We start from the raw sequence: 19097 nt of genomic DNA, 5'->3' as shown, positions 1-19097 counted from the left end.
CGATGACCGAGATGACCACAGTGGACACCCTGCATGGCGAAGCGCTTGCCCGGGCGGCAGATCAGGCTGTGCGGGCGATCCCGCCGGCCTGGCCGCTGACGGCGACCGTTGCCGTCAATCCCTTCCTCGGCCAGATCAGCGAGACACTGGATCATACCGCAGCCCGGCTGGCCCGGATCGGTGGCGTCCGGCTGGCTCTGCCGCGCAAGCACTATGCCGACCTGATCGCCAAGGGCGAGATCACGGATGAGGATCTGGTCGCCGCACTTCAGTCGAGCACGCTGTTCAACCAGATCGATCTGCCGGCCCTGAAGGCTGCCCTTGCCGAAGAGCCACAGGCGGTTGCCGCGCTCCCGACCGTTGCGGAGCTTGCCGCACGGGCCACGGGCAAGGACTGGCCGGGGCTCGTGTCCGAGCGGATCGGGACGTTTGCGGCCGGCTTCTTCGACCAGGGGCAGGCACTCTGGGCCGCATCCCGGCGCAACGGTCTCTATGCCGCCTGGCGCGCCTTTGCCACCCATGACCTGACGCCGGAAATCCTGGGGCTGAAGGGCTTCAGCATCCATGTCGACGAAACGCCGGAGACCCCGCATGGGGCGATCGAGCGGGCAGCCGTTTCGCTTGGTCTTGGCGCTGAACCCGGCACCTATTTCCATCAGGTTCTGCTGACCGTCGGCGGCTGGGCCCAGTATGCGCGGCACATCCAGTTCAAGGCGGAGATCGAAGGCCGCACGGATACGACGGCGCTCGAGTTGCTGGCGATCCGGCTTGTCTTCGAAGAGGCGCTTTACGCCCAGCACAAGACGGCGATCGAGAGCGAGTGGCAGCAGGTGCGGCGTGTTCATGCCGAGCCGGTCAGTCCTGATTTCGACACCACCATCGACGGGCTGCTGCAGATGGCGGCGGAGCGGGCAACACAACGCAAGCTCGCTGCAAAGCTCGCGGCACCCTCGACGATCAAGGTCGCCGAATTGCGGCCGGTGCTGCAGGCGGCTTTTTGCATTGATGTGCGGTCGGAAGTCTTCCGGCGCGCGCTCGAAAGCGTTGATCCTGCTGTCCGCACGCTCGGCTTTGCCGGCTTCTTCGGTCTCGGTGCCAGCCACAAGGGCTTTGCCTCCGACGTTGCGGAGCATCGTCTGCCGGTTCTCCTGAAGCCCTCCGTCTTTAGCTGCAGCGCTGTTGATCATGATCAGGACGCCGATCAGCAGGCTCGGTTCAGCGCGCGTGCCACCCGCGCCTGGGGGCGTTTCAAGCTGGCTGCCGTCTCGTCTTTCGCCTTCGTCGAGGCGATGGGACCTGTCTATGCCGGCAAGCTGCTGCGGGATGGTCTCGGCTTCCACAAGAGCAAGGGACCGGACGCCGCCAAGCCGCGGTTCAGTCCGAGCCTCGATCTAGAGACCCGCGCCGTGGTCGCGGAAACGGTGCTCAAGGCCATGTCGCTGACCGAAGGGTTCGGCCGCTTCGTGCTGATCGCCGGTCACGGGGCGAATGTGGTCAACAATCCCTATGCCAGTGCGCTTCACTGCGGCGCGTGCGGCGGGTATGCCGGTGACGTCAATGCGCGGCTGCTGGCCGATCTCTTGAACGATCGCGCCGTGCGGGAAAAGCTGGCGGTGAACGGGATCACCATCCCGGCCGACACCGTCTTCGTCGGCGGCTTGCACGATACGACCACCGATACCGTAACGCTGTTCGAGGACGACCTCGAGAACGACATTCTGCCTCAGGACATCGTTCGGATCCGCCAGTGGCTTGCCCAGGCTGGCAGCCTGACGCGGGCCGAGCGGGCACGACGCCTACCGCGGGCGACGGCTGGCCGTGTCATCGAGCGCAGCAAGGACTGGTCGGAAGTTCGCCCAGAACTTGGGCTTGCAGGTTGCCGCGCCTTTATCGCGGCACCGCGCTCGCGGACTGCCGGCCGGTCGCTGGAAGGTCAGGCCTTCCTGCACGACTATGTCTGGAAGAAGGATGAGGGCTTCAAGATCCTCGAACTCATCCTGACGGCTCCCGTCGTCGTGGCGAGCTGGATCAGCCTGCAGTATTTCGGCTCCTGCGTTGCGCCCTCGCTCTTCGGTGCAGGCAACAAGCTCTTGCACAATATCGTCGGTGGCATCGGTGTCGTGGAGGGCAATGGCGGCAATATGCGCGCCGGGCTTCCCTGGCAGTCGGTGCATGACGGGGAGAATTTCGTCCACGAGCCGCTGCGCCTGACCGTTGCCGTCGAGGCTCCGAAGGAGGCGATATCAGACATCCTGAAGCGGCATGCCCAGGTGCGGGCCCTCTTCGACAATGGCTGGCTGCATCTCTTCACGCTCGACGAGCAGGGGCAGATGGCCTGGCGCTATGCCGGCAATCTCGGCTGGACGGATATCCGTGCGGGTGCTGCATCGGATGCAGAGCGGAAGGCCGCGAGCTGAGCTTTGCGACAGGACCTTCGGCTTCACCGTCGGTCCTGTCTCCCTGATCAGACGGCGGTGGCGGCCTGTCGTGGCCGGGCTTCGTCATGACCCAGCTTGCCCTCAGCCAACAGACGCTCGGCTTCCGCCATCATCAAGGGACCGACACCCTTGATGTCGTCGGGTCGGATGGCCTCAGTCAGATAATAGGCGATGCTGCCGTCGCGATAGAGACCCTGGAACGGCCCGAGCCCGGCAACACAGCAGATATTCTGCAGCTGGCGCGGTCCACCTTCCACTTCACGGACTTCGAGGTCGGTGAGCGCTCGAAGCGCTGACCGTCCGAGCGCGCCTTGTCGGTCGATGCCCAGACGCTCCGACTTCTGCAGGGCATAGGCGAACATCGCCGTTGCCGAGCTTTCGGGATAATTGCCGTCCGCTTCGGGTGCATCGATCACCTGCAGCCAGCGGTGATCCATGGTCACAAGTGCGGTCAGGCGCTCGTTGAGTGCTGCCAAACGCCGGGTCAAATCGCGGCGGCTGTCGCCGTCCGGCAGATGCTCGATCACATCGACGAACGCCATGGCTAGCCAGCCGATGGACCGAGCCCAATGGGCGGGTGACAGGCCGGTCTCTGGATCGGCCCAGTCCTGCAGCCGTGACTCGTCATAGCCATGCCGATAGAGCCCCGAGGCCGCGTCACGGGTCAGGTCGAGAGCGGCCCTGAATTGCGCGACGGCATCGTCGACCACACTCGGCTCTTCGAGCGCCAGACCGAGTTCGATCTTGAAGGGGAGGGCCATATAGAGGCCATCCAGCCAGACCTGATGCGGGTAACGCAGCTTGTGCCAGTAAGGGCCGCTGCCGATGCGGGGATGATGCACAAGCTGGCGACCGAGTTGCTTCGCCCCGTCGAGATAGCGTTGATCGCCGGTCAGGCGATGGAGATAGAGGAGCGCCCGGCCCGGCAGGATGTTGTCGATGTTGAACTCCGTAATGCGGTAGTCGGACAGTCCTCCATCCGCATCCACCTGCGCATCGACCAGACGGGTCAGGTGGTCGAGCCACCGCCGGTCTCCCGTCGCCTCATGCAGCGTAATCAGGCCGCGATAGAGGCAGCCGTCCTCATAACACCAGGCACCGGCCTTGTAGGGTTCGTAGTCGCGAGCGTAGTCGTCGAAATAGGAGATCAGCATCGGTCTTCATGGGTCAGGGTGAATGGAAGCGGGTGAGAGGCGCGTCAGACGACTGAACCTCGTGTTTTCGGCAATGATGCCGGCGTGGCGCAGTTCTGGCAGATGGCAGGCCATCTCCGGCACGGCGGCTTTCGCATCGGCGCTGTAGGCGATGTGCATGCCGTCGATCGACACAGCGTCGATCGTCGATTCCGGGAGCCCGTAGAAGACGGCAGCCGCCGTCTCGGCGCCGGAAACCTCGAGATTGCGGATGTCGATGCCCTCGATCTTCGGCGTGGTCACGGAGACGGGCAGGGCGATCCGGGATTGGACGTAGTCGGAGCGGCCATCGGCATCGCAGAAATAGAAGGCGTTGACGGCAATCGGGGTCGCGACATCCTGCATGCGGCAGTCATGGACGCTGATATTCGAGACGCTGCCGCCTCGGCCACGCCGGGTCTTGATGCGCAGGCCCCGGTCCGTGCCGATGAAATGGCAGCGGCTGATCGTGACGTCGCTGATCCCCTGGCTCATCTCGCTGCCTATGACCACGGCGCCATGGCCGCGCTGCATCAGGCAGTTGCGGATCTCGACATTGCTGGTCGGCCTGTCAGGGCCGCCGCGCGGATCGCGCTTGCCGGCCTTGATCGCCACGCAATCGTCGCCGACGGAAATGTCGAGGCCAACAAGGCGGATGTTCTGGCTGGATTCAGGGTTCAGCCCATCGGTATTGGGCGATTGAGGATGGTTGCGGATCGTCAGTCCCGCCGCGAGAACGTCCTTGCAAAGCACCGGATGGACCGTCCAGGAAGGGGAATTCTGCACCGTGATGCCAGCCAGGGTGAGCTGGCTGCAGCCGGACAGGAAGATGGTGCGCGGGCGCCGTGCGCCGTCGCGGGTTTCCTTTGGCCAGGTCCACCAGTCGCCACGCTTGCCGCCGCCGTCTACGATACCCTTGCCGCAGATCGTCAGGTTGTCGCAATCGATCGCGGTCAGGAGGCTTGCGAAGCAGGCTTCCGCGACCCCTTCCCAGGTGCCGAGCACGCGTCCATCTGGATGCCGGGCGGATAGGATCGGGCGCCCCTCGCGGGTGCCGATGTCTTGCAGGACAGCGCCGTCTTCGATCAGCAGCGTCATGTCACTCTTCAGGAAAAGCGGGCCTGAAGTCCAGGAGCCGGCGGGCAGCCGGAGTGTTCCACCCGCCGGCACCGCGGCGATCGCGGACTGGATCGCCTTGGTATCGTCCTTGCTGTCTGGTCGCGCGCCGTGGTCGCGGATATCGATGAGGGCCGTCTCGTCGCGTGTTCGAAAGGTGATGCCACCGATCGCGGTCGAGAAGCGGTACTCGTTCTCTGGTTCGAGACCGTCGAGGGACAGCACGACCGAGGTCGCGCTGCCGGTCTTGACCGTCGTGCCGTCAGCCAGCTGCAGCACCCAGGGCAACGCCCGGTCGAGGGCGAACAGATGCGCGTCCGCCTCGATCGTGAGGGTTGCCGTCCTCGACGACAGGTGCAGCAGCTGGATGGGGCCGTCGGTCAAGATCGTTCTCCTCAAATGCCGGTGAGCGCGCTGTTGATGCCATCGATGATCTCGGCCGCGGCGTCTTCGGCGGAAGCCTGGCCGTAGGCGAAGGCCTCGAAGGTGCTGTCGAAGGCCTCCGTCACGCGGGGATGCTCGTTGAGCGGCGAGACGCCGACACCGTTGCTTTCCAGCACGATCTTGTTGGCCTCGACCTGCACCGGCTTGATCGAGCCTGCCTTTGTCAGTTCGTCGAGCGCCACCTTGCTGGAGGGCACGCCACGGGTTGCGCCGAGGATCTTGATCGCTTCCGGATCGTTCATCAGGCAGTTGACGATCTCGGCGGCAGCCTTCGGTTCCTTGCTGTTCTTGGAGATGGCGAACAGCATGGACGGCTTGCGATAGACGCCTTCAGTCGTCGCACCCTCGATCTGCAAGAGCTTGACGGGCACGAGCTGCTGGCCTTCCTCCATCGGACCGGAGATCTTGCCGTAGGTGCTGTCCCATTGATAGGTGCCGGCGATCTTGCCGCTGGCCCAGGCCGGGTTTTCATGCAGCGGGGCATTGCCGCCCGCGGCCACGTCCTTCCAGGACTTGATGACGCCGTTGTCGACCATGGTCTGGTAGAACTTCAGGCCATCGGCCAGTTCTTCCACGGTCCAGGCAACCTGGTTGGTCGCGGGATCGATCAGGTCCTTGCCGGTCTTCTGCGTGGTGCGCAGGATCACGACCAGACGGGCGTCGAGCGCTGTGCCTTCGAAGGGATAATAGTCCTCACCGAGCTTTTCCTTCATGACCGGGGCTGCGGCGAGCAGTTCGTCCCAGGTGGTCGGGATCGAAAGGCCGGCCTTGTCATAGGTGGTCTTGTTGAACATGAAGACGCGGCCGGTGGTCGAAACGGGCAGGCCGTTCAGCTTGCCCTCGACGGTGCCGCCCTTCAGGTCCGTCTCCGACCACTGGCTGAGGTCGATGACGTCCTTGAACTGATTGAGATCGACAAAGCCGTCGCCGTTCTTCGAGAAGATCGGCAGCCATGGCCAGTTGATCTGCATGATGTCGGCCTCGGTCTTGCCGGCGAGCTGCGTCGTCACCTTTTCCTGATGACCGGTCCAGCCGGTAAACTCGGGCGAGACAGTGTGGCCGAACTTGCCACCGCAGAGCTTCAAGGCTTCCTGTGTGGCGATATGGCGGTCGTCGCTGCCCCACCAGGACATGCGAAGATCGGCGGCATAGGCAGTGCTCAGGCTGGTTGCCGCAAGAAGTGCGGCGGCAATGATCAAGGTTCTCATTCTGGCTCCTCCCAAGTTAGAACGATGACGGCTTTCAGTCGGCGAGCGAGATGTTCTCGCCCGTCATGCGGTTGAAGATGTGCGTGGACCGGATGTCCGGGCTCAGCCAGACGCTGTTGTCGCGGATCGCGGAACGGTCGTACTGGCTGGAGGGGACGACGGCGATGACGCGCTCGCCGCCAATATCCACATAGAGATAGACCTCGTGGCCCATGAACTCGACATGGCTGATGCGCCCGGACAGCGTGCCCGGCGTTTCGGGCGCAGCTATCTTCAGATGCTGCGGACGAATGCCGATGGTCAGGTCGCGCGGGGCGTCTCGATCGAGCCTTTGGGCCAGGCCATCCATGATTGAAAGGGTCTGGCCGGCTGTGACGAGTTCGCCGTTTCCGGTCAGCTCTGCCGCGATCAGGTTCATTTCGGGGCTGCCGATGAAGCCGGCGACGAAGGCATTGGCCGGACGGTTGTACAGCGTGACGGGGTCGGCCACCTGCATGATGTGCCCGTCTTTCATGACGCAGATCCGGTCGCCCATGGTCATGGCTTCCGTCTGGTCGTGGGTGACGTAGATGACGGTCGCGGCCATGCCGTCGGCCTTCAGCTGCTTGTGCAGGTCGGTGATGCGGACGCGCATGGAGGCGCGCAGCTTGGCGTCGAGGTTCGACAAGGGCTCGTCGAAGAGGAAGACCTGCGGCTTCTTGATCAGCGCGCGGCCGACAGCGACGCGCTGGGCCTGACCACCGGACAACTGCTTGGGCAACCGGTCAAGCAGGGCGCCGATCTCCAGCGTACCTGCGACTGTGTCGGTCGCTTCGTCGATCTCCGCCTGCGGGCGCCGCTTGAGGCGCATGGAGAAGGAGAGGTTCTTCTTCACCTTCATGTGCGGATAGAGCGCGTAATTCTGGAAGACCATGGAGATGCCGCGGTCGCCGGGGGCTCGATCATTGACCAGCTCGCCGCCGATCCGAATCTCGCCGCCGGTGATCCGCTCCAGGCCGGCGATCATGCGCAGCGTCGTCGACTTCGCGCAGCCGGAGGGGCCGACCAGGACCATGAACTCGCCGTCTTCGACATCGAGGTTGATGCCGTGCACGGCACGGAAGGCGCCATAGTCTTTCTCGAGGTTTTTCAGTTGCAACCGGGCCATTGTTTTATCCCTTGATGCCGCCGGCGGAGATGCCGTCGATGAAGTATTTCTGGGCGAGGAAGAAGACGGTGAGGGCCGGCAACAGCGTCAGCACCGACATCGCGAGCACCCGGTTCCATTCAAAGGCCTCCGTCGTGTCGATCGAGAGTTTCAGCGCCAGGGAGACGGGAAACTTGTCGACGGAGGAGATGTAGATGAGCGGTCCCAAGAAATCGTTCATCGTCCACATGAACTGGAAGAGGCAGACCGAGATCAGCGCCGGCATCAGGAGCGGAATGACGATGAAGACTAGCACCTGCCATGTATTGGCCCCGTCGACGCGGGCGGCCTCCTCCATGTCGCGCGGGATGGCGCGCAGGAACTGTACGAGCATGAAGACGAAGAAGGCGTCGCCGGCAAAGGCCGAGGGGACCCAGAGCGGCAGATAGGTATCAAGCCAGCCGAGATCGCGGAACAGCAGGTATTGTGGAATGCGGGTGACGACGTTGGGCAGCAGCAGCGTCGCGATCAGAGTCGCGAAGAGCAGCTTCTTGAACGGGAAGTCGAAGCGGGCGAAGCCGTAAGCCACCGCCGTGCAGGAGATCGCCGTGCCAATGATCTTCGGCAGCACGATCCACAGCGTGTTCAGGAAGAAGGTGCCGAAGGAATAGGGCGTCGAGGTCTGCCAGCCGCGGACATAGCCGTCCGTGGTCGGGTTCTCCGGCCAGAAGCCCGGATTGGCGAAGATCTCGGAATTGGTCTTGAACGAGGCGCCGATCAGCCAGACCAGCGGGTAGATCATGATCAGGCCGACCAGCGTGAGTACGGCGTAGCGGAAGACAGTGGTGATCTTCTGTCGGCGCAGATCGCGGCGATGGGCCTTGTCGACTTCGTCGACGCCTGTGGCATAGGGGGTGAGGGCGTGGTCGGTCATGATCAGCTCCGCTTGTCGCCGGCGTAGTAGACCCAGTGGCGCGAGGACCAGAAGGCGATGAGGGTGAGCGCCATGATGATGACGAAGAGCACCCAGGCGATGGCCGAGGCATAACCCATGTCGAAGCGCTTGAAGGCTTCGTCATAGATGTAGATCGGCAGGAAATAGGTGGCCTTCAGCGGGCCGCCCTGCGTGATGATGTAGGGGCCGTTGAACTCCTGGAAGGCCTGGACCATCTGCATGATCAGGTTGAAGAAGATGACGGGCGTGATCAGCGGCAGGGTGATGTGGACGAAGCTCTTCCATTTGCCGGCGCCATCGATGGCGGCCGCCTCATAAAGGCTCTTGTCGATGCTCTGGAGCGCCGCCAGGAAGATCACCATGGCCGAACCGAACTGCCAGAGACGCAGAAGCGTGATGGTGAAGAGTGCATTGGTCGGGTCGCCGAACCAGTTGACCGGCTCCAGGCCTATCATCGTCAGACCCATGTTGACGAGCCCGACATCGGCGAACATGTAGCGCCAGAGGACGGCAATCGCGATCGAGCCGCCGAGGATCGAGGGCACGTAGAAGGCCGTGCGGTAGACGTTGATGAACTTCAGCTTGTAGTTCAGGATCACCGCGACGAAGAGTGCGAAGATCAGCTTCAGCGGCACCGTCGTGAAAACGTAGATCAGCGTCACCCAGAGCGACTTGCGAAAGGTGCGGTCACCGGTGAAGAGCCTGACATAGTTGTCGAAGCCGGTGAAGATCGGCGCGCTCATCAGATTGTAGTCGGTGAAGCTCAGATAGAGCGAGACGACGAAGGGCAGTGCCGTGAAGATCAGCAGCCCGATGATGTAAGGCGCCAGGTAGAGGAGCCCGAGATAACGGCTGTCTCCGCTCATGCGGCACCTCCGGCTCTGCTTAGCGTCTCGGGCAGGCGATGCTGGGTGGCCGTCACCATCTCGCGGAAGAGGCGGGTCGCCTTGTCCTGGGGCAGGGCGGCGACGAGCGGGTCGGAGACGAAGAGTGGCAGCAGGGCATCCGCTTCATTCGACAAGACCGCATCGACGAGAGCAGACTGGCGCTCGGCATGTGGTTTCACGAGGAGTTCGAGCGCGGGTGGCAGGCGACCGGCGACGATGGGTTGGATGCCGAGTGCACTGAAGCGGGCATTGGTTTCGACGATGGTGCCTTCCGCGAACCCCGAAAGTTGGCCCTGGTTGGGTAGGTTGACATTGCTCACATGCTCAGGCCCGCCAAGAAGCGCCTTGATCTGCTCGACAATCGCTTCATCGGAGGCCATGGCCGGCGGCAATTCTCCGCCATGGTCGAGCGCATCGGCATAATCGACCTTTTCCTGTCTTTCCCGCATCCGGAACTCGACCGGGGTCAGGCCGAACTTCCACGCGGCATGGTCATCGAGATACCAGCCTTGCGGCAGAAACTCGACGAGATGGCGGTCGCCGGCGGCAGCCGCGATGCCGAAGCGGAGCGAGAGGTCGAACTTCACCCGGAAGCTATCGGTGAAATAGCGGTCGTGCTCGTTGGCGGGATCCAGCGGGGAGTCCCGCCAGCCGGATGTGAGATGCGCGCGAGCGAAATCAAGATAGGCCGGCATCATGTCGACGCCGCCGACGGCCGCTCTATCGACGAAGGTGAAGTGGTTGATGCCGAGGACGTTTACCTTCGCGTCGCGGTAGCCATAGATCACCTCGCCGGCGCGGCGGTTGGCCAGATAGGCCATGATCTTGCGGGTTTTGATGACCTCGTGGCAGGAGCCCCAGGCCCGGATCTCTGGAAAGACGGCATAGAGCGTGCCCGTGAGCACCGACATGGGATTGGTGAGGTTGCAGACATAGGCTTCAGGGCAATGGCGGGCGATCGCGCGGCCGATCTCGGCGATCATGGGGATGGCGCGCATGGCACGGACGAAGCCGCCGGGACCGACGGTGTCGCCGACCGACTGGCGGATGCCATAGCGATCGGGGATCGCGATGTCATTTGCCATGTCCTCGAACGAGCCCGGCAGGATCGAGATCACGACGATGTCGGCGCCGGTGAGGGCGGCTTCGAGTGTGCGTTCCGCCGTATAGGTGACTGGGGCGGCGTCGGCGCATCGGGTGGCATAGCGGGAGCCGATCCGCGCATTTCGCTCGGCTGCGGCATGGTCGAGGTCGTAGAGCCGGACGGTTGCCGGCACGGTGCCGTCCTGGGCCAGATCACCCATCAGTTTCGTCGCCCAGTTGAGCGAGCCGCCGCCGACATAGGCGATGGTGACCGGGCGCGTGTACTCGGTTTTCTGCATCGCAATATCCAAGGGTCGATACGCGTCGGCCGGCTTCACCGGGTCTCCGTCCCGCGTCGTCCCTTCTCCTCCTGCTATCCTCCCCGGCCTTCCCAAGACGACCGGTCCTGTGTCTAATATCCCGCGAGTTGTCTCGCGCGGAAATTGACAAAGAGGGGAAAAATGATGGACGAAACTGAAGGTAGCGTTCTTGCCGGCATTCCCATGCAGGCGCTCGCGCTGAACCTGACACGCTCGACCATCCGGATGCAGCATTCCCAGACCTGGTCGATCGACAAGGCGAACCGGGTGCACGATCTGGTCATCTGCCTCAGCGGGCGCGGCGTCTATGAGGTCGAGGGGCAAACGGTGGAAATGGAGCCGGGATCCGCGATGCTTCTCACCGCCGGCACGCGGTTCGTCGGGCGCTCGGCGTCCGTCGAACCCTACATCGGAATTGCGCAGCATTTCACACTCGATCTCTTTGGTCGCCTCGATCTGATCGCCCAGATGGAGTTGGCGCTTTCGGTGAAGCTCGCGCGCTGGGCCATGCTGGAGAAGGTGGTGCGGCATTTCCACGATACGGCGCCGCCCTATTCAACGATGCTGCAGCAGCATCATGTCTTCATGTTCCTGCTGATCGAGTTCATCGAACAGGCCTTCATTCGCTGGCGCGAGCAGTCGGTCGGAACGGTCGCCAATCCGGATCAGTTGTCACTGGCGATCATGGTAGCCGCGAGCCAGATCGCGGCCGATCCGCTGAATGAGGCGATCGGCGAGCAGGTGCTCGCGGCGGCGCCCTACAATCCGGATTATTTCAAGCGAGAGTTTCGCAAGCGAGTCGGCTGGACCATGGACAAGTTCCAGGAGTTCAAGCGGATGGAGCGCGCCATGGGTCTGCTCGCCGGCGGCTGTACGGTGAAACGCGCTGCGGCACTCTCCGGCTATGCCGACGCCTATTACTTCTCCCGCATGTTCAAGCGCTATATCGGCATCAGCCCGCAGGGTTATCGCGAAGCCGAGCGGCGCAATAGGGAAGGGGCCTTCCCGCGTGGCGAGGAAGACGGGCAGGTGGTTTATCCGCTGCCGCGGCATTGAATCTGTATGATAAGTGTTGTGGCCTCAACGATCCATGACTCCGAAAACCCGGGCGATTGGCGCGCCTTTGCCATTTCCGCTTGCCGATGACCGCTCAACATGTATGATAAGTGAGAATGACATGTATGGGAGGAATGATGTCGCACACCGATTTCACCAATCGCTTCGCCATCGATCCAGTGACCGCTGCCGGCTTCGGAACGGACGAATTGCGGTCGAATTTTCTGCTGCCGACGCTCTTCGTGCCGGGCCGCATCCAGCTGCACTACACCAATTATGATCGCATGATCGTCGGTGGCGCCGTCCCCGTCACTGCCGAGCTGGCGCTCGAGACGATCAAGCCGGCCGGCACGCCCGAGCTTCTGGCGCGCCGCGAACTGGTTGCGGTCAATATCGGCGGGGCAGGCATGGTGACGGTCGACGGCGAGCGTTTCCACGCAGGCCCGCGCGACATGGTCTATGCCGGCATGGGATCGTCGGTCAGCTTTGCCTCTGTGTCTGCCGATCAGCCGGCCAAGTTCTACCTGTTGAGCGCTCCCGCGCATACACGTCATCCGGCGCGCCATATCGGCATAAACGATGCCAAGCGGTTGGATCTCGGGTCCCAAGAGACAAGCAACGAACGGTCGATCTTTCAGTTCGTCCACCCCGAAGGGGTCAAGACATGCCAGCTTGTTGTCGGCATGACCAGCCTCGCCAAGGGTTCCGTCTGGAACACCATGCCATGCCATGTGCATGACCGCCGTATGGAGGTCTATCTCTATTTCGACATGGCGGAAAAGACGCGCGTTTTCCATCTGCTCGGCGAGCCGGACGAGACGCGGCATATCATCATGAAGAACGAGGAAGCGGTGCTTTCGCCTGGCTGGTCGATCCATTCCGGTGCAGGAACCGCCAATTATTCCTTCATCTGGGCCATGGCCGGCGACAATGTCGACTACACTGACGTCGATGCGGTGGCCATCGAGGACATGCGCTAACGTCGCCCTCGGCCGGCGAGCAGGAGCCGTTGAAGTGACATCCGGGATCATCCATCTCGGATGCATTTTCGCGCGCTGTATTTGCTACTAAAGATTGCGCATCCCGGGATGTCTGCACAGCCAATTAGTTGCGTCTGCGACTTTAATAAGACGCATCTCATTAAGCTCATTTTAGTCTTCCTTGTCCATCTTTCATAGGATTCACGCATGGACGTCGACGAACATGAAAATGCTGTTCGTCAATGTCGGAGGAGACTGAAACCGTGTTCATTGACCGTATATTGTCGCGCTTTAACATCCAGACGAAGGTGCTGATCTTCATTCTGCCCTTCGTCATCAGCATTTCCGCCGTCGGATTCACGGGGCTCTATGCCTCCGGTCTGCTGCAAGGCCGGATCGAGATTTCCAACAGCGTGCTCAAATCGCTGAGCGGCTTCCGCGACGTCTCCGCCTCGATGAACAGTTTCCTCGCCGACACCACGGATGCAGCCAAGGCCGACCTGACGGGCCGGCTCGAGCAGCAGAAGCGGGATCTGGCGGCGACGCTTGCCCAGCTTCCTGCCGACGCCGACGGTCGTGGCGAACTCGAAGAGGCGCAGAAGCGGATCGATGACGTCTCTGCACATATCGAGACCCTTTGGAGCCTACATGCCGCACAAACCGGGCTTGTGCAGTCGCTGCAGACGGGTACCGGCCAGATCGTGGCCTTCCAGGATCAGATCGCAACCGCCATGGTGACGCTCGACGAGGCCGTGCAGGCCGACGACGCTGCCGCCAAGACCATGCTGCGCGATGCCGAAAGCATTCGCAGCACCGGCACCTTCCTGACCGAAACCAATTCCGCCTTCACCAAGGCCAAGACCCCGGACGAGAAATTTGCCGTCATCGCCGGCCGGATCGATGAAATCATCGCGCGTCAGCAGGTGCTGGCAGCCGTTCTGCCGAAGGCGAACCAGTCCGCCGCCAAGACGCTCGACAAGATCGGCGGCGAACTGAAGACCGCACTTGCGGGCGGGGACCGTTCCGAGGCGGCCGTCACCGATGTCGCCGGCAAGCTGCGCAACTTCACGCAGCTCAACGCCTATCTCGGGCTTGCCGCCCAGCAGAAGATGAAGGACGCGACGATCAAGTTCGGTGAGCTGGACGCGCCGCTTGCCAAGGCACAGGCCGTCATCGCCGATGGACGCAGCCTGCAATCGGCCGGGTATGGCCTGCAGATCATGATGGCCCGCTTCCTGCTGGCCCCGACGGAGGAAAACAGGGCGCTGCTCGAGAACCAGTTTGCGGCGCTCAAGGCTGCCATGGCTGCTCTTGAAAAGACCGCAGCCGATCAGCCGGATCTCGTCTCCGCGGCGCAGACCCTCGCACCTGTCGTCGACCAGATGACGGGGGCCAGCGCCGAATTCGTCAAGGTCAGCGAAGACCGCAAGATCAGCTATGACCGCGCCGGTGCCGAGCTCAATGAAATCTGGAAGCAGCTGACAACCTTTGCGGAAATGCAGAAGGTCTCGGCAGGCCAGGAGCGCCAGGAGGCGAACTCGATCTCCATCGGTGCCACCGGGATCGGCATTCTCATCTCAATCTTCGCCGGCATCGGTCTGGTGCTCACCTTCAAGGGGCCGATCGGCCAGATCACCGGGGCCATGCGTCGCCTCGCCGAAGGCGTGCTCGACACCAAGATCACTGGTGAAGCCCGCGTCGATGAGATCGGCGAAATGGCGCGCGCCCTTGGCGTCTTCAAGCAGAATGCGCTGTCGAAGATCGAAATCGAAAGCCGCAGCGAGGCCGAACGTGCCCAGGCGGATGAAGAGCGCCGTCGCAACGATCTCGAGAAGCAGGAAATCGACCGCCAGATCGAGTTTGCCGTCAATTCGCTGGCGTCCGGTCTCGGTCGCCTGGCGAAGGGCGACATCTCGGAGACCATCGACACGCCGTTCCATGGTCGCCTCGAACAGCTGCGCAACGACTTTAACCAGTCGCTGGAGCATCTGCAGAGCACGATGACGCAGATCCGTTCGAACACCTACATGATCCAGCGCAATGCCGCCGAGATGAGCAGCGCGGCAGACCAGCTCGCCAAGCGCACGGAGCAGCAGGCGGCCTCGCTCGAGGAGACGGCGGCCGCGGTCGACGAAATCACCGTGACCGTCAAGTCCTCCGCGGAGCGGGCTGAAGAGGCCAACAGCATCGTGGCCGACACCAAGGGTCGGGCCGATACCTCGTCTACGGTCGTTGCGAATGCGATCGACGCGATGGGACGGATCGAGGATGCCTCAGGCCAGATCGTCCAGATCATCGACGTGATCGATGAGATTGCCTTCCAGACCAATCTCCTGGCGCTCAATGCCGGCATCGAAGCCGCGCGCGCCGGAGAAGCCGGCAAGGGTTTTGCCGTCGTCGCGCAGGAAGTTCGCGAACTTGCCCAGCGCTCGGCGGGTGCTGCCCAGCAGATCAAGGACCTGATCCACAAGTCGAGCACGGAAGTCTCTTCCGGTGCGAAACTCGTGCAGCAGACAGGTGCTGTGCTTGCCGAGATCTCGGCCAATATCATCACCGTCGCCGACCGCGTCTCGGTCATTGCCATGGCGAGCCGCGACCAGTCGAATGCGCTGGCCGAGGTCAACTCCTCCGTCAACGAGATGGATCAGATGACCCAGCGGAATGCCGCCATGGTTGAGGAAACCAATGCCGCGACCCGCCAGCTGGCGGACGAGGCGGATGCGCTGATGCAGCTCGTCAACCAGTTCAAGCTTGCGCCGGAAACCCGCCGCCAGCCGTCTGCGCCTGTGCATCATCGCGCCGCCTGATTGCGAAGCCACGCTATCCCGCCACAAGCCGCCGGCCCCCTCAAGCCGGCGGCTTTTTCGTGTCTGGCGGACCATAAAGGCAAGCCGGCTTGGAAAGCCGCGATCGGACCGCTATCCTTTGCCGACGGAGGAGCGCAGATTTGACGATCGGATTGGTACCACCCGCACGGCGACTGGCCGCAGCCCGGCGCATGATCATCGCGCTGGTCGTGGTTCTGGTGGCTGCGAGCCTTGCCTTGCTCACCGTCGGCAATCGACTGATCACGCGCAATGTCATGGAAGAAGCCTCGCTGCAGGCCAACAGTGCCCTGCGGCTTGCGGCTTCGGCCCTTGCCGGTCATCTCAGCCGGTATGAAACCTTGCCCGCGCTGATCGCGGATCACGATGATATGAAGGAGTTGGTGCTCGACCCCGCCAATCCGGCGCTACGGGACGCGGCCAATCGTTATCTCAAGGAGATCAACGCGCTGCTCGAATCCTCCGACATCTATGTGATGACGATGGACGGCAACACGATTGCGGCGAGCAATTTCGAAGGGACGGCGAGCTTCGTCGGCGAGAATTTCAGCTACCGCCCTTATTTCTATGAGGCGGCCGCCGGCAAGCAGGCGCGCTTCTATGCGCTCGGAACGACATCGGCGAAGCGCGGCTACTATTTCTCCTCGCCAATCGAGGTGAACGGCGCCGTCCGCGGCGTCATCGCCTTCAAGGTCGATATCGAGGACATCGAGACGTCCTGGCGGGGTGGCGAATACAAGATCCTCGTCCACGATCCCGAGGGTATCATCTTCATGACCGGCAATCCGGAGTGGCTCTATGCCTCGGTGCTGCCGCTGACGCCCGAGCGGCTGGAGCGGACCAGCGCTTCCCGACGCTATTCCGACGCCGTTCTGCGGGAATTGCCGATCAAGCGCGGCGCGCTGGACAACCATCTCCTGATGACCGTCACGCAGGAAGATGGAAAGCGCGAATATCTGGTGCTCGAGCAATACATGCCCGACGCCGACTGGACCGTGAAAGTGCTTTTCGACACGGGCACCATCCATGCACAGGCCCGCACGACGCTCATTGCCATTCTGCTCTCGCTTTGCCTCTTCGGCCTCGGGCTTGCCGTCGTCATCCAGCGACGCGCCCGGTTGCAGGAACAGATGCACATGCAGATCGAGGCTCAGGCCGAGCTCGAGCGCCGTGTCGAGGAGCGGACCGCGGATCTGGCGCGCGTGAACCTGCAATTGCGGCAGACCCAGGCGGATCTCATTCAGGCGGGCAAGCTTGCTGGCCTCGGCCAGATGTCAGCTGCCCTGTCGCACGAGTTCAACCAGCCGCTGGCTGCGGCCAAGACCTATGCCGACAGCGCGACGATGCTGATCGACCGGAACAGGGTATCGGAAGCGCGCGACAACCTGGGCCGGATTTCCAGCTTGATTGACCGGATGGCTTCGATCTCGCGGCACCTGCGCAATTTCGCGCGCAAACCGAACGAGAAGCTTGGGCCGATTTCGATCGAAGAGGTGGTGCGCGAAACGCTGGAGATCGTCTCTGCCCGGCTCGGAACCGCCGATGCCAGCCTCTCGCTCCATTTCGAGCCGGGCTTGCCGCCGGTGAAGGGCGGGCCGGTTCGTCTTCAGCAGGTGCTGGTCAACATCCTGACCAATGCCTGCGACGCGGTGGAAGGTCTCGACGATCGAGAGATCGCGCTCACGGCGCGGCGGGAGCAGGGGCGGGTGGTGATCGAAATCGCCGACCGCGGCCCCGGCGTGCCACCGGCCATTGTCGAGCGTATCTTCGATCCCTTCTTCACCACCAAGGGCGTGGGCAAGGGACTTGGTCTTGGGCTTTCGATTTCCTACAACATCATCAAGGATTTCGGTGGCAGCCTGACGGTCGGGCAGCGAGAGGGCGGGGGGCACTCTTCCGCGTCGAACTCCTGGAAGCGGAAGCATTGAACGAGGCGGCGGAATGAGTTCAGGACAGGTCTTGCTCGTCGATGACGAGGAGGAGCTGCGCTTCTCCACCAGCCAGGCGCTCGAGCTGCACGGACTGCAGGTCAAAGCCTTTTCCTCGGGCGAAGAAATCCTCTCGCGTGTCGGCTTCGGCTTCGATGGTGTCGTCGTGTCCGACATTCGCATGCCAGGCATGGACGGAATGACGCTGCTGCACCGGATCCGGGAGCTCGATCACGAGATCCCCGTCATCCTGGTGACCGGTCACGGCGAGGTGCAGCTGGCGGTCAAGGCAATGCGGGAAGGTGCCTACGACTTCATCGAAAAGCCCTTTGCAAGCCAGGCCTTGGCCGGCGTTGTGCGTCATGCGCTCGACCGCCGGTCACTTGTCCTGGAGAACCGGCGGCTTCGGGCGGTCGCGGGCAAGCGGGACGATATCGAGACCAGGCTTCCGGGACGCACGCCCATCATGGTCGATCTGCGCTACCGCGTGCGCGCGATCGGTGCGACGGAGGCGGATGCGCTGATCATCGGCGAAACGGGTGCGGGCAAGGAGGTTGTGGCGCGCAGCCTTCATGATGTCAGCGCGCGATCGAAGGGGCCCTTTCTCGCCATCAACTGCGCCTCGCTGCCGGAGACACTGATCGAGAGCGAGCTCTTCGGTCATGAAGCGGGTGCCTTTCCTGGCGCAATCCGCGCCCGCTACGGCAAGTTCGAACATGGGCGTGGCGGCACGATCCTGCTCGATGAAATCGGCTCCATGCCATTCGATCTTCAGGCGAAGTTCTTGCGCGTCCTACAGGAACGGACGATCACGCGGCTCGGGTCCAACGAGACGGTGCCGCTCGATGTTCGGTTTCTAGCGACCAGCAAGGTGGATCTCGAAAGCGAGGTCGCAGCCGGTCGCTTCCGCGCGGACCTTTTCTATCGCCTCAACGTCGTGACGCTGCGCGTTCCGTCGCTTGCGCAGCGACGGCCGGATATTCCGCTGCTCTTTCTCCATCTGGTGCGCGAGGCCTGCGCCCGCTACGGCCGCGACGACATGGAGGTCGATCCGGAGATCCTGTCGGAAATTGCCGAGCGCGATTGGCCGGGCAATGTGCGCGAACTTAGAAACGCCGCCGACCGGCTGGTGCTCGGCATCGAGACCGGGCTCGATAGTTCGGCAGGTTTTGAAACTATTCATGCGCGCCTTGCGGACAAGGTTGCGGCTTATGAAAAGCAATTGATTGCGAATGCTATCACAGCCCATGGCGGGGCGCTGCGGCCGGTCTATGAGCAGCTCGGAATCTCGCGCAAGACCCTTTACGAAAAGATGCAGAAGTACGGGCTAGACAAGAGTCTTGCCTTTGATGCTCGGGATTAGAGATTTCGCCAGACGTCGGCGTGCGGGAATGGGTGGAAATCCACACATGTTTTCTCGCGCTTGGGCGGGAATCTACCCATGCTGCGGTGCGACGTGTGAGAAAAGATCGATAGTCGCGATACGTCCTGATTGTGAGGTCAGTGCACCTGGACAAGATCTCTCCCATCCAGTGCCGGCGGGAGGAGCCGAACCGGCA

General features: G+C 62.6%; 12 protein-coding genes and 1 pseudogene. 6 read left to right on the top strand and 7 right to left on the bottom strand.

Annotation, left to right across the window (positions count from 1 at the left end):
• Positions 1–2: 2 nt before the first annotated feature.
• Positions 3–2417: a YbcC family protein gene (locus M1E12_RS14485; RefSeq protein WP_479562282.1), complete on the top strand. Its 2415-nt coding sequence runs from the start codon at positions 3–5 to the stop codon at positions 2415–2417.
• A 47-nt stretch (positions 2418–2464) separates the two neighbouring features.
• Here M1E12_RS14485 and M1E12_RS14480 read toward each other — a convergent pair whose 3' ends face one another.
• From M1E12_RS14480 to M1E12_RS14450, 7 genes are read right to left on the bottom strand one after another with little or no spacing between them, the layout of a single operon-like run.
• Positions 2465–3592 (bottom strand): glycoside hydrolase family 88/105 protein, encoded by a 1128-nt coding sequence (locus M1E12_RS14480; protein WP_479562281.1) that lies wholly within the window; start codon positions 3590–3592, stop codon positions 2465–2467.
• Positions 3593–3598: 6 nt separating this feature from the next.
• Positions 3599–5110, bottom strand: coding sequence for a polygalacturonase PglA (gene pglA / locus M1E12_RS14475; protein ID WP_479562280.1), 1512 nt, complete (start codon positions 5108–5110; stop codon positions 3599–3601).
• Positions 5111–5121: 11 nt separating this feature from the next.
• Positions 5122–6378: an ABC transporter substrate-binding protein gene (locus M1E12_RS14470; protein WP_479562279.1), complete on the bottom strand. Its 1257-nt coding sequence runs from the start codon at positions 6376–6378 to the stop codon at positions 5122–5124.
• A 34-nt stretch (positions 6379–6412) separates the two neighbouring features.
• Positions 6413–7525 (bottom strand): ABC transporter ATP-binding protein, encoded by a 1113-nt coding sequence (locus M1E12_RS14465; protein WP_479562278.1) that lies wholly within the window; start codon positions 7523–7525, stop codon positions 6413–6415.
• A gap of 4 nt (positions 7526–7529) precedes the next feature.
• Positions 7530–8438 (bottom strand): carbohydrate ABC transporter permease, encoded by a 909-nt coding sequence (locus tag M1E12_RS14460; protein WP_479562277.1) that lies wholly within the window; start codon positions 8436–8438, stop codon positions 7530–7532.
• Between the two features lie 2 nt (positions 8439–8440).
• Positions 8441–9325, bottom strand: a complete 885-nt coding sequence (locus M1E12_RS14455) for a carbohydrate ABC transporter permease (protein ID WP_444556128.1) — start codon at positions 9323–9325, stop codon at positions 8441–8443.
• A complete protein-coding gene (locus M1E12_RS14450) occupies positions 9322–10728 on the bottom strand; it encodes a family 4 glycosyl hydrolase (protein ID WP_479562276.1) in 1407 nt (468 codons plus the stop codon). Before M1E12_RS14450 ends, M1E12_RS14455 begins: the two co-directional genes overlap by 4 nt.
• Positions 10729–10893: 165 nt before the next feature.
• On the opposite strand from M1E12_RS14450, the gene M1E12_RS14445 reads away from it, so the two are divergent.
• The 5 genes and pseudogenes from M1E12_RS14445 to M1E12_RS14425 all read left to right on the top strand — a co-directional run bounded on the left by M1E12_RS14445 (position 10894) and on the right by M1E12_RS14425 (position 18901).
• On the top strand, positions 10894–11805 hold the full coding sequence (locus tag M1E12_RS14445; RefSeq protein ID WP_479564890.1) for an AraC family transcriptional regulator: 912 nt from the start codon (positions 10894–10896) through the stop codon (positions 11803–11805).
• Positions 11806–11942: 137 nt separating this feature from the next.
• Entirely contained in the window at positions 11943–12785 is an 843-nt protein-coding gene (kduI, locus tag M1E12_RS14440; protein ID WP_479562275.1) for a 5-dehydro-4-deoxy-D-glucuronate isomerase, read from the top strand.
• Between the two features lie 263 nt (positions 12786–13048).
• Positions 13049–15592, top strand: coding sequence for a methyl-accepting chemotaxis protein (locus M1E12_RS14435; RefSeq protein WP_479562274.1), 2544 nt, complete (start codon positions 13049–13051; stop codon positions 15590–15592).
• Between the two features lie 191 nt (positions 15593–15783).
• A pseudogene (locus tag M1E12_RS14430) lies at positions 15784–17555 on the top strand (ATP-binding protein).
• Positions 17552–18901 (top strand): sigma-54-dependent transcriptional regulator, encoded by a 1350-nt coding sequence (locus tag M1E12_RS14425; RefSeq protein WP_310241189.1) that lies wholly within the window; start codon positions 17552–17554, stop codon positions 18899–18901. Before M1E12_RS14430 ends, M1E12_RS14425 begins: the two are co-directional and overlap by 4 nt.
• Positions 18902–19097 lie beyond the last annotated feature (196 nt).

This window comes from Rhizobium sp. K33, assembly GCF_056501445.1.
Note: the sequence above shows the minus strand (reverse complement) of the source record. Positions and strands in the feature narration are given on the sequence as shown.

Coding starts and splice junctions, on each gene's coding strand:
- M1E12_RS14485 (WP_479562282.1), top strand. CDS start 3: ATGACCGAGATGACCACAGTGGACACCCTGCATGGCGAAGCGCTTGCC.
- M1E12_RS14480 (WP_479562281.1), bottom strand. CDS start 3,592: ATGCTGATCTCCTATTTCGACGACTACGCTCGCGACTACGAACCCTAC.
- M1E12_RS14470 (WP_479562279.1), bottom strand. CDS start 6,378: ATGAGAACCTTGATCATTGCCGCCGCACTTCTTGCGGCAACCAGCCTG.
- M1E12_RS14465 (WP_479562278.1), bottom strand. CDS start 7,525: ATGGCCCGGTTGCAACTGAAAAACCTCGAGAAAGACTATGGCGCCTTC.
- M1E12_RS14460 (WP_479562277.1), bottom strand. CDS start 8,438: ATGACCGACCACGCCCTCACCCCCTATGCCACAGGCGTCGACGAAGTC.
- M1E12_RS14455 (WP_444556128.1), bottom strand. CDS start 9,325: ATGAGCGGAGACAGCCGTTATCTCGGGCTCCTCTACCTGGCGCCTTAC.
- M1E12_RS14450 (WP_479562276.1), bottom strand. CDS start 10,728: ATGCAGAAAACCGAGTACACGCGCCCGGTCACCATCGCCTATGTCGGC.
- M1E12_RS14445 (WP_479564890.1), top strand. CDS start 10,894: ATGGACGAAACTGAAGGTAGCGTTCTTGCCGGCATTCCCATGCAGGCG.
- kduI (WP_479562275.1), top strand. CDS start 11,943: ATGTCGCACACCGATTTCACCAATCGCTTCGCCATCGATCCAGTGACC.
- M1E12_RS14425 (WP_310241189.1), top strand. CDS start 17,552: ATGAGTTCAGGACAGGTCTTGCTCGTCGATGACGAGGAGGAGCTGCGC.